This window comes from Pseudomonas sp. MWU16-30316 (genome assembly GCF_020515645.1).
In the GTDB taxonomy this organism is placed as follows: Bacteria; Pseudomonadota; Gammaproteobacteria; order Pseudomonadales; family Pseudomonadaceae; genus Aquipseudomonas; species Aquipseudomonas cerasi.
Genome location: NZ_JAIZAZ010000001.1, coordinates 209,158 through 225,849, shown reverse-complemented (window position 1 = coordinate 225,849; position 16,692 = coordinate 209,158). Strand labels below are relative to the sequence as shown.

Sequence of the window (16,692 nt, the reverse complement as noted above, 5' to 3'; positions counted from 1 at the left end):
ATGTCCGCCCGCCTCGTCGGACAGCCGACGCTAGGAACCCGAGCCCTTCATCCTTATAATGCGCGGTTCACTGACACGGTTGATCATCACGCATGGCCAAAAAGCTTTATATCGAAACCCACGGTTGCCAGATGAACGAGTACGACAGCTCGCGCATGGTCGACCTGCTGGGCGAACATCAGGCCCTGGAAGTCACCGCTCGCGCGGAAGACGCCGACGTGATCCTGCTCAATACCTGCTCGATTCGTGAACGCGCCCAGGACCGGGTGTATTCCCAGCTCGGCCGCTGGCGTGAGCTGAAGCTGGCCAATCCGGAAATGGTTATCGCTGTCGGCGGCTGCGTGGCCAGCCAGGAAGGCGCAGCCATTCGTGATCGCGCGCCCTATGTGGACGTGGTGTTCGGCCCGCAGACCCTGCACCGCCTGCCGGAAATGATCGACGCCGCACGCGTCACCCGCTTGCCGCAGGTCGATGTCTCGTTCCCGGAAATCGAAAAATTCGACCACTTGCCCGAGCCGCGCGTCGATGGCCCGAGTGCTTATGTGTCGGTGATGGAAGGCTGCAGCAAATACTGCACGTTCTGCGTGGTGCCCTACACCCGTGGCGAGGAAGTCAGTCGCCCGTTCGACGATGTGCTGAGCGAAGTGATCCACCTGGCCGAAAACGGCGTGCGTGAAGTCACCCTGCTGGGGCAGAACGTCAACGGTTATCGCGGCACCACCCACGACGGCCGCGTCGCAGACCTGGCGGACCTGATCCGCGTGGTCGCCGCCGTCGATGGCATCGACCGAATTCGCTACACCACCTCGCACCCGCTGGAGTTTTCCGACAGCCTGATCCAGGCCCACGCGGAAGTGCCGGAACTGGTCAAACACCTGCATTTGCCTGTGCAGTCGGGCTCCGACCGCATTCTGGCGGCGATGAAGCGCAACCACACCACGCTGGAATACAAGTCGCGTTTGCGCAAGCTCAGGGCCGCAGTGCCGGGCATCAGTATCAGTTCCGACTTCATCGTCGGCTTCCCCGGCGAGACCGAAAAGGATTTCGACAACACCATGAAGCTGATCGAGGACGTGGGTTTCGACTTCTCGTTCTCGTTCGTCTACAGCCCGCGCCCGGGCACGCCCGCCGCGGACCTCAAGGACGATACGCCCGAAGCCCTGAAGAAAGAGCGCCTGGCAGCGCTGCAACATCGTCTGAACCAGCAGGGTTTCGAGATCAGCCGGCAGATGGTGGGCAGCATCCAGCGCATTCTGGTGACCGACTATTCGAAGAAAGACCCAGGCGAACTGCAGGGCCGCACCGAGAACAACCGGATCGTCAATTTTCGCTGCGACAACCCCAAATTGATCGGGCAGTTTGCCGATGTACACATCGATGATGCGCAGCCTCACTCGTTGCGCGGCTCGCTGCTACAGTAAAGCTTGAGTGTCGCTGCAGAAACGAATCGCCGAATGAATTCGTTTCTGCGCGGTCCCTACCATTGAGCACGGTGAATCCCTGGCGCGGCCTTTAACAAGGCAACGCTTTCGCACAATCAGCGCTAGGGGTATTCTTCAATACATCTCAATTGCCGCCGGACGGCCATTAAACGACCTTGAACGCACCCATAGAACCTCATCGCTTCACCCTCGAGCCTTTCGAGGCCCATCGTTTCGCCAACTTGTGCGGGCAACTCGACGAGCACTTGCGCCTGATCGAGCAACGCCTGGACATCGAGATCCGCAATCGCGGCAATCAATTCGAGCTGATTGGCGACGCCAAACAAAATCATTCCGCCGAGAACCTTCTGCGCCGTCTGTACCGGGAAACCAAAGGTACCGAACTGACGCCGGACATGGTCCACCTGTTCCTTCAGGAATCGGGTGTGGACGGCCTCGACAATCACCCTGCCGCCGAAGTCGGCGTCTCGCTGCGCACCAAAAAGGGCATGATTCGCCCGCGCGGCCTGAACCAGCAGCGTTACGTCAAGGAAGTCCTCAGCAACGACATCAACTTCGGCATCGGCCCGGCGGGTACCGGCAAGACCTACCTGGCGGTGGCCTGCGCGGTGGATGCACTGGAGCGCGAGCAGATCCGACGCATCCTGCTGGTGCGCCCGGCGGTCGAGGCTGGCGAGAAGCTGGGCTTCCTGCCCGGCGATCTGGCACAGAAGATCGACCCGTACCTGCGCCCGCTGTACGACGCGCTGTACGAGATGCTCGGTTTCGAATACGTCGCCAAGCTGATCGAGAAGCAGGTCATTGAAGTGGCACCGCTGGCTTACATGCGCGGACGCACCCTTAATAACAGCTTCATCATTCTCGACGAAAGTCAGAACACCACCGTCGAGCAGATGAAGATGTTCCTGACCCGTATCGGCTTCGGCTCCACGGCCGTGATCACCGGCGACATCACCCAGGTCGACCTGCCGAAGGGCACTCGCTCCGGGCTGACGCACGTCATCGATGTGCTCAAGGACGTGCCGGGCATCAGCTTCACGCATTTCAAACCCAAGGATGTGGTTCGCCACCCGCTGGTTCAGCGCATCGTCGAAGCCTACGAGCGTTTCGACGACCGCCTCAGCGATGGTCCGTCGGGCAACAACAGTTACCCACGGGACAACCACCGCGATGCTTGAGCTGGACCTGCAGATTGCAAGCGAGACAAGCGCCCCTGACGAAGCCCGATTCCGCCTCTGGTGTGAAATGGGCCTGCGTCAGCGCAGTGCCGACTCAGAGCTGACCATCCGCCTGGTTGACGAAACCGAAGGGCGTGAGCTCAATCACACCTGGCGACACAAAAATTACGCAACAAACGTGCTTTCATTCCCGGCAGACGTTCCAGACGACATGCTGGACATCCCGTTGCTGGGTGATCTGGTTATCTGCGTTCCGGTCGTCAACCGTGAAGCCGTTGAACAGGGCAAGTCCGTCGACGCGCACTGGGCGCACATGGTCATTCATGGCTGCCTTCATCTGCTGGGTTACGACCACATCGATGATGAAGAAGCCGAAGAAATGGAAGCACTGGAACGAACGTTGCTTGAGGAGCTGGGCTATCCCGATCCCTACGCCGACGACGAAAGTGCCGACCATCCACATTCAGACACACCAAGCAAGGACCACGAGTAAGGGCTATGAGCGAAGACCGATCGAGCAACGGGCAAAAGTCATGGTTGGGTAAACTGACCCAGGCCTTTGTCCATGAGCCGAAAAACCGCCAGGAGCTGCTTGAGCTGCTGCGCGAAGCCCACCAGAACAAACTGCTGGACAGCGAAGCGCTGGCCATCGTCGAGGGCGCCATTCAAGTGGCTGACCTGCAAGTGCGCGACATCATGGTGCCGCGCTCGCAGATGATCAGCATCAAGGCGACCCAGACACCCCGGGAATTTCTGCCTGCGGTCATCGATGCTGCGCACTCGCGCTATCCGGTGATCGGCGAAAGCCACGATGATGTGCTCGGTGTGCTGCTGGCCAAGGATCTGCTGCCGCTGATCCTCAAGGCCGACGGTGACAGCGATGACGTCAAGAAGCTGCTGCGTCCGGCCACTTTCGTGCCCGAATCCAAGCGTCTCAACGTGCTGTTGCGCGAATTTCGCGCCAATCACAACCACATGGCCATCGTCATTGACGAATACGGCGGCGTGGCGGGTCTGGTAACCATCGAAGACGTACTGGAACAGATCGTCGGCGATATCGAAGACGAGCATGACGTCGAGGAAGACAGCTACATCAAACCGCTGCCCAGCGGCGACTTCCTGGTCAAGGCCCTTACGCCGGTCGAGAATTTCAACGAATTCTTCGACAGCACGTTCTCGGACGACGAGTTCGATACTGTGGGCGGTCTGGTGATGAATGCCTTTGGCCATCTGCCCAAGCGCAACGAAATCACTGAAATCGGTGCCTATCGTTTCCGCATCCTGAGCGCTGACAGCCGTCGCATTCATTTGCTGCGCGTGACGCCCATTTCACGTCCGTAAACACTTGATGCTGCTTTAAGGAATCTACATGCGCTGGATAACCCGCCCCGGCTGGCCCGGTAACCTGCTGGCCCTGGCGGCTGGCGGGCTCACGACCCTGGCCCTGGCGCCCTTTGACCTCTGGCCTCTGGTACTGGTCGCAGTGGCGATGTTCTATCTGGGCCTGCGCGACCTGAACCCGCGCCAGGCACTGGCCCGTGGCTGGTGCTATGGCTTCGGTCTGTACGGCGCCGGCACCAGCTGGATCTACGTCAGCATTCACACCTACGGCGGCGCTTCCGTGCTATTGGCTGGGTTGTTGATGCTGTTGTTCATCGCCGCCATTGCCCTGTTCTTCGCCCTTCCCGCCTGGGTCTGGGCGCGCTGGCTGCGTCGCAATGAAGCACCGCTGGCCGATGCGCTGGCCTTCGCAGCGCTATGGCTGTGGCAGGAAGCGTTTCGCGGCTGGTTTCTCACTGGCTTCCCGTGGCTCTACTCCGGCTACAGTCAGCTCGACGGCCCACTGGCCGGGCTTGCCCCCGTCGGCGGCGTATGGCTGATTTCGTTCTCGCTGGCGCTGACTGCTGCACTGTTGTGCAACCTGCACCGCCTGCGTGCACGCAAATCGTTTCTGGCCATGGGCGTGGTGCTGTTGCTGGCCCCGTGGGTGACAGGCCTGGCCCTCAAGGGTCACGCCTGGACATCGCCGTCCGGCGCGCCACTGAAAGTTGCGGCGATGCAGGGCAACGTCGAACAAAGCATGAAGTGGGACCCGCAAAAGCTCAACGATCAGCTGGCGCTGTACCGCGACATGACCTTCCGCTCGCAGCAGGCAGACCTGATCGTCTGGCCGGAAACCGCCGTGCCGGTGCTCAAGGAAAGCGCAGAAGGCTATCTGTCGATGATGGGCAAGTTCGCTTCGGACCGCGGCGCTGCGCTGATCACCGGCGTACCGGTGCGTGAACCGACCGGGCGCGGTGAGTATCGTTATTACAACGGCATCACGGTCACGGGCCAGGGTGACGGCACCTACTACAAGCAGAAGCTGGTGCCGTTCGGTGAGTACGTGCCGCTGCAGGACCTGCTGCGCGGGCTGATTTCCTTCTTCGACCTGCCAATGTCGGACTTCGCGCGCGGGCCGAACGATCAGGCGTTATTGCAGGCCAAGGGTTATCACATCGCGCCGTTCATCTGCTACGAAGTGGTCTATCCAGAGTTCGCCGCAGGCCTGTCGGCGCAAAGCGACCTGCTGCTGACGGTCAGCAACGACACCTGGTTCGGCACCTCGATCGGCCCTCTGCAACACTTGCAGATGGCCCAGATGCGCGCCCTTGAAGCAGGCCGCTGGATGATCCGGGCAACCAACAATGGCGTGACCGCGCTGATCGACCCGTTTGGCAAGATCACCGAGCAGATTCCGCAGTTCGAACGCGGCGTGCTGTACGGCGAAGTGGTGCCCATGCATGAACTCACGCCTTATCTGCACTGGCGCTCGTGGCCGCTGGCGATTGTCTGCCTGCTGCTGTTTGGCTGGGCGTTGATGGCGGCACGGATTTCCAAGACCGTCTGACTGCACCAAGCCGGTTTCATCTGCCTGCAGGTGGAATCGGCTTCAGATGGCCATTGCTTCAAATGATCATTGCCCCTTCCGATAGATCCACGGATAAACCAGCAAGCCTGCGGCTTCATTGAGCAGCATCCCGCTCTGCGTGAACACGCGACTTTCAGGCAGCCAGCCGCCAAAAGGCCGAGCGTTGTCGACACCCAGATAGCCGACCGGCGCACTCACCACAGTAAAGCCCGCCTGCTCGAAGCTCCAGCGTGCCCGCGGCATGTGCCAGGCCTGAGTCACCAGCACCACGCGCTTGATGCCTTGCGGCTGCAGAACTGCGGCGCTCATGGTCGCGTTTTCCCACGTGGTGCGACTCAGCCCCTCCTGCCAGCGCACCGTCACAGCAAAATCGTCCTGCAGTGACTGCGCCATGATCGCCGCCTCGCTGGGCGGCTGGTCAAAATGCAGGCCGCCGGAGGTCAATATCGGCAGTCCGGATTCTTTCGCCAATCGAGCCGCCAGACGCAGGCGCTCCAGTCCAAGACCGGTGGGCGTGTCTGCACCCCAGGTCGGCGAATTGCGCTCGCGCCCATTGCCCAGCACCACAATGGCGTCGGCCTGCTGCGCCAGCGTCGCCCATTGCTGTTGCGGCAAGGGCGGAATCTGCTCAAGTTTACGCGCTGCGAACTCTACGGCGACCGGCAGGCTCATCAGCCACAATCCGCCGAGGCCGACCGCAAAGGATACCGTCGCCAGTCGTGGCCGGGAGCGACGCAGCCACCAGCCAAGAATCAGCAGGACAAACAGAATACCGGGCGGCAAAAGAAGGGTTTTGAGCAGGTAGCGCAAGGGCATCGGGACATCTCCATGAGTGCCCGCAGCCTAGAATGTTTACAGACACGCGACAATGCCTGAAGCAGGAAGCCCGAAATGGCCAGGCCCTTGGCCCGCGTGCAGGCAGGCAATGCCTAAGTGTTACGGCCCAGCCGCACTGACGCCTTGGCTCGTCGCCGATCTTTCAGCCACACGATGGTGGCTGACACACGGGGCGACCTGCCATGCTCCGCAGCCGCCAGAGCGCTGCCCGCAGGCAGGTCGACGACAACTGCGCCTGCGTCCCCGTTGCCCTTTTCGAGATAGGCTTCGATCAACCGGAACTCGGCATGGCTCAACCCCTTGAGCTCAAGCTCGGCAGGCGACTCGTTTCGGAGCCGGACCGAGGTACTCGCCGTCTCGAGTGCCAGTCCGAGACGATCGATCAGACGCTCATACAGCCTGGTCAAGCTTGCAACATGCTGCAACTCTGTCATCCACTCACCTCATCGAAGATAATCATCACCCTCGCGTTTGAGCTTAGCGCTGCTGCAAGAACCGGTAGGGGACTACGACCAACGGCCAGATGAGGTTGCCGGCCGGGCGTTGAGCCCGCAAGGGACGCAATCAGGGTTTCCCTCGATAGACGGCCCTCATGTATGCTACTGCGCTTCCTGTAATTCCACTTCCGCGCTCTTGAGCCTGAACGCACCGCACAGACAGTTGCAAATGTCCGCCACGCGGTGCCGACCTGACTCGGCGAAGCAATGAAGAGGTCAAGGGTCACTAATCCTTAGTAAAAAGTAGCCATGCACGAACTCTATCAGCCCCGTGAAATCGAAGCCGCCGCCCAAACGTTCTGGGATGAGCAAAAGTCTTTTGAAGTCAGTGAACAGCCAGGCAAGGACACCTTCTACTGCCTGTCGATGTTTCCTTACCCGAGCGGCAAGCTGCACATGGGTCATGTGCGCAACTACACCATTGGTGACGTGATCTCCCGCTACCAGCGCATGCTGGGCAAGAATGTTCTGCAACCACTGGGCTGGGACGCTTTCGGCATGCCGGCTGAAAACGCCGCCATCGACCACAACGTCGCGCCGGCCAAGTGGACCTACGAAAACATCGATTACATGAAGACCCAGCTCAAGAGCCTGGGTCTGGCGGTTGACTGGTCGCGCGAAGTCACCACCTGCAAGCCTGATTACTACCGCTGGGAACAATGGCTGTTCACTCGCCTGTTCGAAAAGGGTGTGATCTACCGCAAGAACGGCACCGTGAACTGGGATCCGATCGACCAGACCGTACTGGCCAACGAGCAGGTCATCGACGGCCGCGGCTGGCGTTCCGGCGCGCTGATCGAAAAGCGCGAAATCCCGATGTACTACTTCAAGATCACCGCGTACGCCGATGAGCTGCTGGAAAGCCTCGACGAACTGCCGGGCTGGCCTGAACAGGTCAAGACCATGCAGCGCAACTGGATCGGCCGTTCGCGCGGCATGGAAGTGCAGTTTCCGTACGACCAGGCCTCGATCGGCGAAGCCGGTGCCCTGAAAGTCTTCACCACCCGCCCTGACACCCTGATGGGTGCGACCTACGTCGCGGTGGCGGCCGAACACCCGCTGGCAACCCTGGCCGCGCAAGGCAACCCAGCCCTGCAGGCGTTCATCGATGAATGCAAGGGCGGCAGCGTTGCCGAAGCCGACGTTGCCACGCAGGAAAAGAAAGGCCAGGCGACTTCGTTGTTCGTCGAGCATCCACTGACTGGCGAGAAACTGCCGGTGTGGGTCGCCAACTACGTGCTGATGCACTACGGCGATGGCGCGGTCATGGCTGTACCGGCGCACGACGAGCGTGATTTCGAGTTTGCCACCCAGTACGGTCTGCCGATCAAGCCCGTGGTCCGCACCAGCGCCGGCGACGAAACACCTGCCCCATGGCAGCCGGCCTACGGCGAGCATGGCGAGCTGATCAATTCCGGCGAATTCACCGGCCTGACCTTCCAGGACGCGTTCGACGCCATTGAAGCCGCACTGGTCAAGAAATCCCTGGGCCAGTCCCGTACCCAGTTCCGCCTGCGCGACTGGGGTATCAGCCGCCAGCGTTACTGGGGCTGCCCGATTCCTATCGTGCATTGCGACACCTGCGGCGACGTGCCGGTCCCGGAAGACCAGTTGCCGGTTGTCCTGCCGGAAGACGTCGTGCCCGACGGCGCTGGCTCGCCACTGGCACGCATGCCCGAGTTCTACGAGTGCAGCTGCCCGAAATGCGGCGCACCGGCCAAGCGTGAAACCGACACCATGGACACCTTCGTCGAGTCCTCGTGGTACTACGCGCGCTATGCCTCACCGCATTACGAGGGTGGTCTGGTCGAGCCGAACGCTGCCAACCACTGGCTGCCGGTGGATCAGTACATCGGTGGTATCGAACACGCGATCCTGCACCTGCTCTATGCGCGCTTCTTCCACAAGCTGATGCGCGACGAAGGCCTGGTGACCTCGAACGAACCGTTCAAGAACCTGCTCACTCAGGGCATGGTCAACGCCGAAACCTACTTCCGCATGGAAACCAGCGGCAAGAAGACCTGGATCAACCCGGCCGATGTGACCCTCGAAAGAGACGCCAAGGCCAAGGTGATCAGCGCCACATTGACCAGCGATGGCCTGCCGGTGGAAATCGGCGGCACTGAAAAGATGTCGAAGTCGAAGAAAAACGGCATCGACCCGCAGACCATGATCGACCAGTACGGCGCCGACACCTGCCGCCTGTTCATGATGTTCGCCTCCCCGCCCGACATGAGCCTGGAATGGTCCGACTCGGGCGTCGAAGGTTCGCATCGTTTCCTGCGTCGCGTATGGCGTCTGGCCCAGGCGCACGTGGCTCAAGGCCCGTCGACCGGCCTGGACGTTGCGGCATTGTCCGATGAGCAGAAAGCCATCCGCCGCGCGATTCATCAGGCGATCAAACAGGCGAGCCAGGATATTGGCCAGAACCAGAAATTCAACACTGCTGTCGCGCAAGTGATGACGCTGATGAACGTGCTGGAAAAAGCCCCGCAGGACACACCGCAGGATCGCGCACTGATGCAGGAAGGCGTGGAAACCGTCGCCCTGCTGCTGGCGCCTATCACGCCGCACATCAGCCACGAACTGTGGAAGCAACTGGGCCACAATGAGCCGGTGATCGACGCGGGCTGGCCTGCATTCGATGCAAACGCGCTGGTGCAGGACAGTCTGCAACTGGTGATTCAGGTCAACGGCAAGCTGCGCGGTCACATCGAGATGCCTGCCAGCGCCAGTCGCGAAGAAGTCGAAGCGGCCGCACGCGTCAACGAGAACGTATTGCGCTTCACTGATGGCCTGACCATTCGCAAGGTGATCGTCGTGCCTGGCAAGCTGGTCAACATCGTCGCAAGCTGATTGGATCGGGCGCCCGGCAAACGCAGGGCGCCGAACATATTTCCAGGGCACGCACTGGCGGCCCAAACGGATTCAAGGGGAGCATCAAGATGATCAAACGCAATTTGCTGGTGATGGGCCTGGCTGTTCTGTTGAGTGCCTGTGGCTTCCATCTGCGTGGCACCGGCACCACCGAGCTGGCGATCAAGGAGCTGGATGTCAGCGCCCGCAACGCCTATGGCGACACCGTGACGCAACTCACTCGCCTGCTGACCAGCTCTGGCGTCAAGGTCTACACGGGCGCGCCTTACAAGCTGATGCTGACCAACGAAGCCGAGACTCAACGGGTCATCAGCTACTCGGGCTCGGGTCGCTCGGCTGAATACCAGCTGACCACCACCCTGACCTATGAAGTGCATGGCGACAAGGATCGCTTCCTGCTTGGCGATAAAGTCACCGCAGACCGTTCCTACGTACACGACGGCAACAACCTGACCGGTTCCGACCAGGAAGCCTCTCAGGTTCGTCAGGAAATGCGCAACGACCTGATCCAGAAACTGATGGCTCGCTTGCAGCAACTGACCCCTTCGCGTCTGGACGAGCTGCAGGCCAAGGCCGATGCGGTTGCCAAGGCCGAAGCCGACGCACTCGAGGCTGCTCAGCGAATCCGCGACGAGACGCCTCAGCAGTCGCCTGTCGAAGTTCCAGCCAGATAAGTGTTCGGGGCCGGCTTTCCGGCCCCGACATGCTCTGACTCATGAAACTCGCCCCCGCCCAACTCGGCAAGCACTTGCAAGGCACACTTGCGCCCGTCTATGTGATCAGCGGTGACGATCCGCTGCTCTGTCAGGAAGCGGCTGACGCCATTCGCGCGGCCGCACGCCAGCAGGGCTTCGATGAGCGCCAGGTGTTCAGCGCCGACGCCAGCTTCGACTGGGGCACATTGCTCCAGGCGGGTGCCAGCATGTCGCTGTTTGCCGAACGCCGTCTCCTGGAGTTGCGTCTGCCCTCCGGCAAGCCCGGCGACAAGGGTGCTGCGGCGCTCATGGAATATTGCGCCAGACCTGCCGAAGACACCCTACTGCTGATCAGCCTGCCCAAGCTCGATGGCAGTGCGCAGAAAACCAAATGGGGCAAGGCTCTGGTTGAGGGTGCGCAAACCCAGTTCGTGCAAATCTGGCCGGTGGACATCGGCCAGCTGCCGCAATGGATTCGCCAGCGCCTGTCGCAGGCGGGTCTGGCAGCGACTCAGGACGCTGTCGAACTGATCGCGGCCCGGGTCGAAGGCAACCTGCTGGCCGCCGCGCAGGAAATCGAAAAGCTCAAGCTGATGGCCGAAGAAGGCCAGATCACCGTCGAGACTGTGCAGGCGGCGGTGGCCGACAGTGCACGCTTCGACGTATTTGGCCTGACCGATGCCGTGCTCAATGGCGAAGCTGCCCATGCCCTGCGCATGCTCGAAGGACTACGTGGCGAAGGGGTCGAGACGCCGGTGATTCTCTGGGCATTGACCCGTGAACTGCGCGCCCTGGCCAATATGTCGCAACAGTTCAGTCAGGGCGTGCCGCTGGACAAGGTCTTCAGCTCGGCACGCCCGCCGATCTGGGACAAGCGCAAGCCACTGATGACCAAAGCCCTGCAACGCCACTCGGCAAAACGTTGGAGCCAGTTGCTCATGGATGCGCAACGCATCGATGCGCAGATCAAAGGCCAGGCAGCAGGCTCGCCGTGGAGCAGCCTCAGCCGACTGGCGCTGCTGATGGCGGGGCAACGATTGGCACTGCCTGCGGAGTAGGCAGATGTTGTCGACTCTCGCTCCCACGCTCTGCGTCCTCTTGTGACGTGGAGCGTCACGAACTGCATGCCGACGCAGAGCATCGGCACGATAATCAAGCGATGGTTCTATTCATGCCCCTTCGCGAGCAAGCTCGCTCCCACAGGTCTACAGTCACTCGGCCAATCACGTGCTCAGCGTCATAGCACACGACTATTAGACACACGCGCCGTTCTGCCCGATGATTTGCATCGCTTTACAACACCCATCAGGAGCACCCGCCATGAGCAAGCCAAAGCGGCCGAACAAGGCCAAATCCATCATCGCCCAGCCCTTGTTCCGCAGTCGTCAGGAACAACCCGCCAAGGGCAAAGGCAGCTACCGCCGCGAAGCCTTCCAGTCTAAAAGCTGGGAGGCTTCCTGCTTTATGGCAGCCTGATATCGAGCAACATTTCCGGGGCGCTTTCAACCGCTTAGCCGTGTTATGGTCTGCACCTAACGGTAATACCCTTGGACTCAAGCATGCCTTCTCGTTTTACCCATCGCCCGCAGCTGCGCCAACTCATCGCTGCCTCCAGTCTTGTTGCCCTGGTAGCCTGCGCAGAAAAACCCACTGCAGCCGATGCCACGCCTCTTCAATCCAGCAAGGTGCAGACAAACGCTCCTGCCGTGGCGCCTACGCCAGCGCTGGTCGTTGATGACAACCTCACGATTCAGCCCGCCGTCAGCTTCAGCGAATGGCAGGCCGGCTTTCGTGCCCAGGCGTTGAAGGCAGGTATCCGTGCGGACGTATTCGATCTGGCATTTGCCGGCGTCACCCCCGACATGAGCGTGGTCAAGGCCGACCGCAGTCAGCCTGAATTCAGCCGCCCGGTCTGGGAATACCTCGACGGTGCCATCTCTGCCGTACGTGTGCGCAAGGGTCAGGCGCTGCTTTCGCAGTATGCCGACGACCTGCAGAAGATCGAGCAGCAGTACGGCGTGGATCGTCAGGCGCTGGTCGCGGTATGGGGCATGGAAAGTAACTTCGGCTCGTTCCAGGGCACGCAATCCGTCATTCGCTCACTGGCAACGCTGGCCTACGAAGGCCGTCGTCCCGGTTTTGCACAGAGCCAATTGCTGGCCGCGCTGGAAATCATCCAGCATGGCGACATCACACCGGACAAGATGCTGGGTTCGTGGGCCGGTGCGATGGGCCAGACCCAGTTCATCCCAACCACCTACAACACCCATGCCGTGGATTTTGACGGCGATGGCCGCCGCGATATCTGGAACACCCCTGCCGATGCCCTGGCCTCCACCGCACACTACCTGCAAAGCTCCGGCTGGCAGCGTGGTCAGCCCTGGGGCTTTGAAGTGGTGCTCGGCTCGGGATTCGATTACTCGCTGGCCGACTCGACGACCCGCAAGAGTCTCGCTGAATGGCAACAACTGGGCTTGAAACAACCGGACGGCTCAGCCATTCCGGTCGCCGCCAGCCAGCAGCAAGCCACCTTGTTGTTGCCAGCCGGTTATCGCGGGCCAGCCTTCCTGGTGCTGGACAACTTCCGCGCGATTCTCAAGTACAACAACTCGACCTCCTACGCGTTGGCGATCAGCCTGCTTTCCGATCGCTTCAAGGGCGCGGGTTATGTAGTGGGCAGCTGGCCACGCGGAGACCTGCCGCTGAGCCGCTCAGAGCGCATTGAGTTGCAAACCCTGCTCTCGGCACGCCAGTACGACGCAGGCGCGCCAGACGGCATTATCGGCGCTAACACACGCAAGGCCATCCGCAGTGCGCAGCAATCGTTCGGCTGGCCAGCCGATGGTTATCCGACACATGAATTGCTGGAGAACCTACGCAAGCCTGTCGGGCAGTAATCGGGAGGACGCGGAGCGTCCAGAACGGCATGCCCACGCGGAGCGTTGGCACGATAATCAACCGCAAACAAAAAGGGCCAGGTATCGCTACCTGGCCCTTCCTGTTTTTGCGGCGTGCTGTCAGAGCATTGCCTTGGCGATCTTGGCCTGCTCGTCGGCGTGGTACGAAGAGCGTACCAGTGGCCCGGACGCGACGTTCTTGAAGCCCATCTTGTAGCCTTCTTCGGCGAACCAGGCAAAGGTGTCCGGGTGGACAAAGCGCTGCACGGGCAAGTGATTGCGCGAAGGCTGCAGGTATTGACCCAGAGTGAGCATGTCGATGTCGTGCTCACGCATGCGCTGCATGACCTCGATGACCTCTTCGTCAGTCTCGCCCAGCCCCAGCATCAAACCGGACTTGGTCGGTACGTGCGGGACCATCTGCTTGAAGCGCTGCAGCAGGGTCAGCGACCACTGGTAGTCCGAACCCGGACGCGCAGCCTTGTACAGACGCGGCACGGTTTCCAGGTTGTGGTTGAACACATCCGGCGGCTCGGCGGCGGTGATTTCCAACGCAACGTCCATCCGGCCACGGTAATCCGGCACCAGCGTTTCGAGCTGTACGCCCGGCGACAGCAGGCGGATTTCACGGATGCAGTCGGCGAAGTGCTGAGCGCCGCCGTCACGCAAGTCGTCACGGTCCACCGAGGTGATGACCACGTACTTCAGGCGCAGGTCGGCAATCGCGATGGCGAGGCTCTTCGGTTCGTTGACGTCGAGCGGCTTCGGACGGCCGTGGCCCACGTCACAGAACGGGCAGCGACGGGTGCAGATGTCGCCCATGATCATGAACGTTGCAGTGCCACCGGAGAAGCACTCGCCCAGGTTGGGGCAGGACGCCTCTTCACAGACGCTGTGCAGCTTGTGCTTGCGCAGCAATTGCTTGATGCGGTCGACTTCCGGAGAAACCGGGATGCGCACGCGAATCCAGTCGGGCTTCTTCGGCAGATCTACCGTCGGGATGATCTTGACCGGGATGCGCGCAACCTTTTCCGCTCCGCGAAGCTTGACGCCCGCTTCGACTTTCGGACGGGCCACTCGCTCGGAAACATCCAGCGTCGGGATCAGGGTTTGCACGGTGTCAGTCATAATGGTTTATTCCGCCCGTAAGGGTCGCCTGCTCAGCGTAGTCGAGGTGTTTGACGAGCTGCGCACGCAGTCGGGCACTTACCTCGGAAAATTCTATCTGCCCTGCCTGATCGCTCAGTTGGGTCATGGCCAGCCCCGCGTATCCGCAAGGGTTGATGCGGCGGAACGGCTCAAGGTCCATGTCGACGTTCAACGCCAGGCCATGAAACGAACAGCCGTTGCGAATGCGTAGACCGAGTGACGCGACTTTCGCGCCATCAACGTATACGCCAGGGGCATCAGCCTTGGCTGCTGCCTTGACGCCGTAGTCGGCGAGCAAGGCGATGAGGGTGTTCTCGATCCGGGTGACCAGATCACGAACACCGAAACCAAGGCGCCTGACGTCCAGCATCAGATAAGCCACCAGTTGGCCCGGGCCATGATAAGTCACTTGGCCGCCACGATCGACCTGTACGACAGGAATATTACCCGGCAGCAGCAAATGCCCGGGCTTGCCGGACTGTCCCTGGGTGAAAACCGGCGGATGCTGGACCAGCCAGACTTCATCGGCAGCCTCGCGGCCACGCTCGTCGGTAAAGCGCTTCATGGCGTGCCAGGCGGTTTCGTAATCGATCAGGCCCAGATCACGAAAACCCAGCGTACCCGCCATCAGAGCACCATGTGCACGAAACCCGTAGCGCGCAAGGCACTATTGATATCGCGCAACTGGTCTTCGCCGGTAGCAACAATGTGCAATTGCACAGTGGTGTATTTGCCGTTGCTGCTCTGCCGCTCGGCGAGCGTCTTGAGGTCGACCGTGGCGTGCTTCTTAAGCACTTCCATCACGGCCGCCGTAAAGCCCACACTGGTGTCACCGATCACCTTGATCGGATAGTCATTGCAGGGAAATTCGATTTTGTGCGACTTGATGTCGGTATCGGTCATGGCAGTAAAGGTCTCACAAGCCGTGACGACGGACACGCGGCCCGCTCAGATCATGAGCAGGCCGCGAGAAGGTCGGCATTGGTTACTGGATCAGTTGAACAAGCCGTAGAAGAACAGGCGGATGCTATCCCACACGCGGCGGAAAATACCACCTTCCTCAACCGCATCAAGGGCAATCAGATTGGCGGTGTGAACCACCTGATCGTCTTTCTTGACCTCGACCTTGCCGATCACGTCGCCCTTGGCGATTGGCGCAACCAGTTGCGGGTTCATGGTCATGCTGGCAGACAGCTTCTTCATGTCGCCTTTTGGCATGGTCATGCTCAGATCTTCAGCCAGACCGGCCTTGACCTGACGCTCTGTACCTTTCCAGACCGTGGCCTGAGCCAGCTCAGTGCCCTTCTGGTAGAAGTTCTGGGTTTCGAAGAAACGGAAGCCATAGGTCAGCAGCTTCTGGGTTTCAGCTGCACGGGCCTGTTCGCTGTTGGTACCGAACACCACGGCGATCAGACGCATGCCGTCACGCACTGCCGAAGAGACCATGCAATAGCCGGCTTCATCGGTGTGGCCGGTTTTCAGACCGTCAACGGTCTTGTCGCGCCACAGCAGCAGGTTGCGGTTAGGCTGCTTGATGCCGTTCCAGAAGAACTCCTTCTGCGAGTAGATCGCATAGTGAGCCGGGTCTTCGTGGATGATTGCGCGCGCCAGGATCGCCATGTCGTGAGCCGACGAGTAGTGCTCAGGGTTCGGCAGACCGGTCGGGTTCATGAAGTGGCTGTTGGTCATGCCAAGATCGGCAGCAGTCTTGTTCATCATGTCGGCAAAGGCATCTTCGCTGCCGGCAATGTGCTCGGAGATCGCGACGCTGGCGTCGTTGCCCGACTGAATGATGATGCCGTGCAGCAGGTCGCTGACCGTGACCTGGCTGCCGACCTTGATGAACATCCGCGAACCGCCTGTGCGCCAGGCGTTTTCACTGATCGTCACCGGATCGTTTTCGCCGATCTGGCCGCGACGGATTTCCAGGGTCGCGATGTAGGCGGTCATCAGCTTGGTCAGACTGGCAGGAGCCAGACGCTGATCACCGTTGTTCTCGACCAGGACGTTGCCGCTGGTCGCATCCATCAGCACGTAGGCCTTGGCCGCCAGTTGCGGTGCAGCAGGCGTCATCTGCTCTGCCGCCCACACAGTCGGGGTGATAATCAGTGGAACAAGCAGGCACAAACGTTTTGCAAAGGTGGTGATGTTCATCCGTCTCTCGAGAATCCTAATGGGCAAACATGCCCTTGCGGGCAAAACTGAACAG

16 protein-coding genes are annotated in these 16,692 nt (G+C 60.7%); 10 read left to right on the top strand and 6 right to left on the bottom strand.

The genetic code is table 11. From position 1 onward, the window contains the following. Positions 1–92 precede the first annotated feature (92 nt). From miaB to lnt, 5 genes are all read left to right on the top strand, one after another. Positions 93–1,421: a tRNA (N6-isopentenyl adenosine(37)-C2)-methylthiotransferase MiaB gene (miaB, locus tag LCH65_RS01175; protein WP_003368786.1), complete on the top strand. Its 1,329-nt coding sequence runs from the start codon at positions 93–95 to the stop codon at positions 1,419–1,421. Between the two features lie 176 nt (positions 1,422–1,597). Continuing rightward, positions 1,598–2,620, top strand: a complete 1,023-nt coding sequence (locus tag LCH65_RS01170) for a PhoH family protein (protein WP_003431685.1) — start codon at positions 1,598–1,600, stop codon at positions 2,618–2,620. Next, positions 2,613–3,113, top strand: coding sequence for an rRNA maturation RNase YbeY (gene ybeY, locus LCH65_RS01165; protein WP_003368789.1), 501 nt, complete (start codon positions 2,613–2,615; stop codon positions 3,111–3,113). Before LCH65_RS01170 ends, ybeY begins: the two co-directional genes overlap by 8 nt. 5 nt (positions 3,114–3,118) lie before the next feature. Beyond that, positions 3,119–3,961, top strand: coding sequence for an HlyC/CorC family transporter (locus LCH65_RS01160; protein WP_003368790.1), 843 nt, complete (start codon positions 3,119–3,121; stop codon positions 3,959–3,961). 28 nt (positions 3,962–3,989) lie between these two features. Further along, positions 3,990–5,510 carry an apolipoprotein N-acyltransferase gene (lnt, locus tag LCH65_RS01155; protein WP_003368791.1) on the top strand — a complete coding sequence of 507 codons (1,521 nt, stop codon included), beginning with the start codon at positions 3,990–3,992 and terminating at the stop codon, positions 5,508–5,510. Between the two features lie 66 nt (positions 5,511–5,576). Here the strand turns inward: lnt and LCH65_RS01150 are convergent, their stop codons facing one another. Further along, complete coding sequence (locus LCH65_RS01150) at positions 5,577–6,347, bottom strand: YdcF family protein (protein ID WP_003368792.1); 771 nt, start codon at positions 6,345–6,347, stop codon at positions 5,577–5,579. Positions 6,348–6,460: 113 nt separating this feature from the next. Then, entirely contained in the window at positions 6,461–6,802 is a 342-nt protein-coding gene (locus LCH65_RS01145) for a hypothetical protein (RefSeq protein ID WP_046718966.1), read from the bottom strand. A gap of 312 nt (positions 6,803–7,114) precedes the next feature. Here LCH65_RS01145 and leuS point away from each other — a divergent pair, with 312 nt between their 5' ends. The 5 genes from leuS to LCH65_RS01120 all read left to right on the top strand — a co-directional run bounded on the left by leuS (position 7,115) and on the right by LCH65_RS01120 (position 13,334). Continuing rightward, positions 7,115–9,721: a leucine--tRNA ligase gene (gene leuS / locus LCH65_RS01140; protein WP_046718965.1), complete on the top strand. Its 2,607-nt coding sequence runs from the start codon at positions 7,115–7,117 to the stop codon at positions 9,719–9,721. Positions 9,722–9,810: 89 nt separating this feature from the next. Next, entirely contained in the window at positions 9,811–10,416 is a 606-nt protein-coding gene (lptE, locus tag LCH65_RS01135) for an LPS assembly lipoprotein LptE (protein ID WP_003368795.1), read from the top strand. A gap of 41 nt (positions 10,417–10,457) precedes the next feature. Continuing rightward, a complete protein-coding gene (holA, locus tag LCH65_RS01130; RefSeq protein ID WP_122267102.1) occupies positions 10,458–11,495 on the top strand; it encodes a DNA polymerase III subunit delta in 1,038 nt (345 codons plus the stop codon). 262 nt (positions 11,496–11,757) lie between these two features. Continuing rightward, on the top strand, positions 11,758–11,913 hold the full coding sequence (gene arfA, locus LCH65_RS01125; RefSeq protein ID WP_002555325.1) for an alternative ribosome rescue factor ArfA: 156 nt from the start codon (positions 11,758–11,760) through the stop codon (positions 11,911–11,913). 83 nt (positions 11,914–11,996) lie between these two features. Beyond that, positions 11,997–13,334, top strand: a complete 1,338-nt coding sequence (locus LCH65_RS01120; RefSeq protein WP_003368797.1) for a lytic murein transglycosylase — start codon at positions 11,997–11,999, stop codon at positions 13,332–13,334. A 120-nt stretch (positions 13,335–13,454) separates the two neighbouring features. Here the strand turns inward: LCH65_RS01120 and lipA are convergent, their stop codons facing one another. The 4 genes from lipA to LCH65_RS01100 form a co-directional block, all read right to left on the bottom strand. After that, positions 13,455–14,462: a lipoyl synthase gene (lipA, locus tag LCH65_RS01115; protein ID WP_002555327.1), complete on the bottom strand. Its 1,008-nt coding sequence runs from the start codon at positions 14,460–14,462 to the stop codon at positions 13,455–13,457. Next, positions 14,455–15,111, bottom strand: coding sequence for a lipoyl(octanoyl) transferase LipB (gene lipB / locus LCH65_RS01110; RefSeq protein ID WP_226439061.1), 657 nt, complete (start codon positions 15,109–15,111; stop codon positions 14,455–14,457). The genes lipA and lipB overlap by 8 nt, the downstream gene beginning before the upstream one ends. Further along, on the bottom strand, positions 15,111–15,386 hold the full coding sequence (locus LCH65_RS01105) for a DUF493 domain-containing protein (RefSeq protein WP_003368799.1): 276 nt from the start codon (positions 15,384–15,386) through the stop codon (positions 15,111–15,113). The genes lipB and LCH65_RS01105 overlap by 1 nt, the downstream gene beginning before the upstream one ends. 90 nt (positions 15,387–15,476) lie before the next feature. Beyond that, a complete protein-coding gene (locus LCH65_RS01100) occupies positions 15,477–16,637 on the bottom strand; it encodes a D-alanyl-D-alanine carboxypeptidase family protein (protein WP_003431689.1) in 1,161 nt (386 codons plus the stop codon). Positions 16,638–16,692 lie beyond the last annotated feature (55 nt).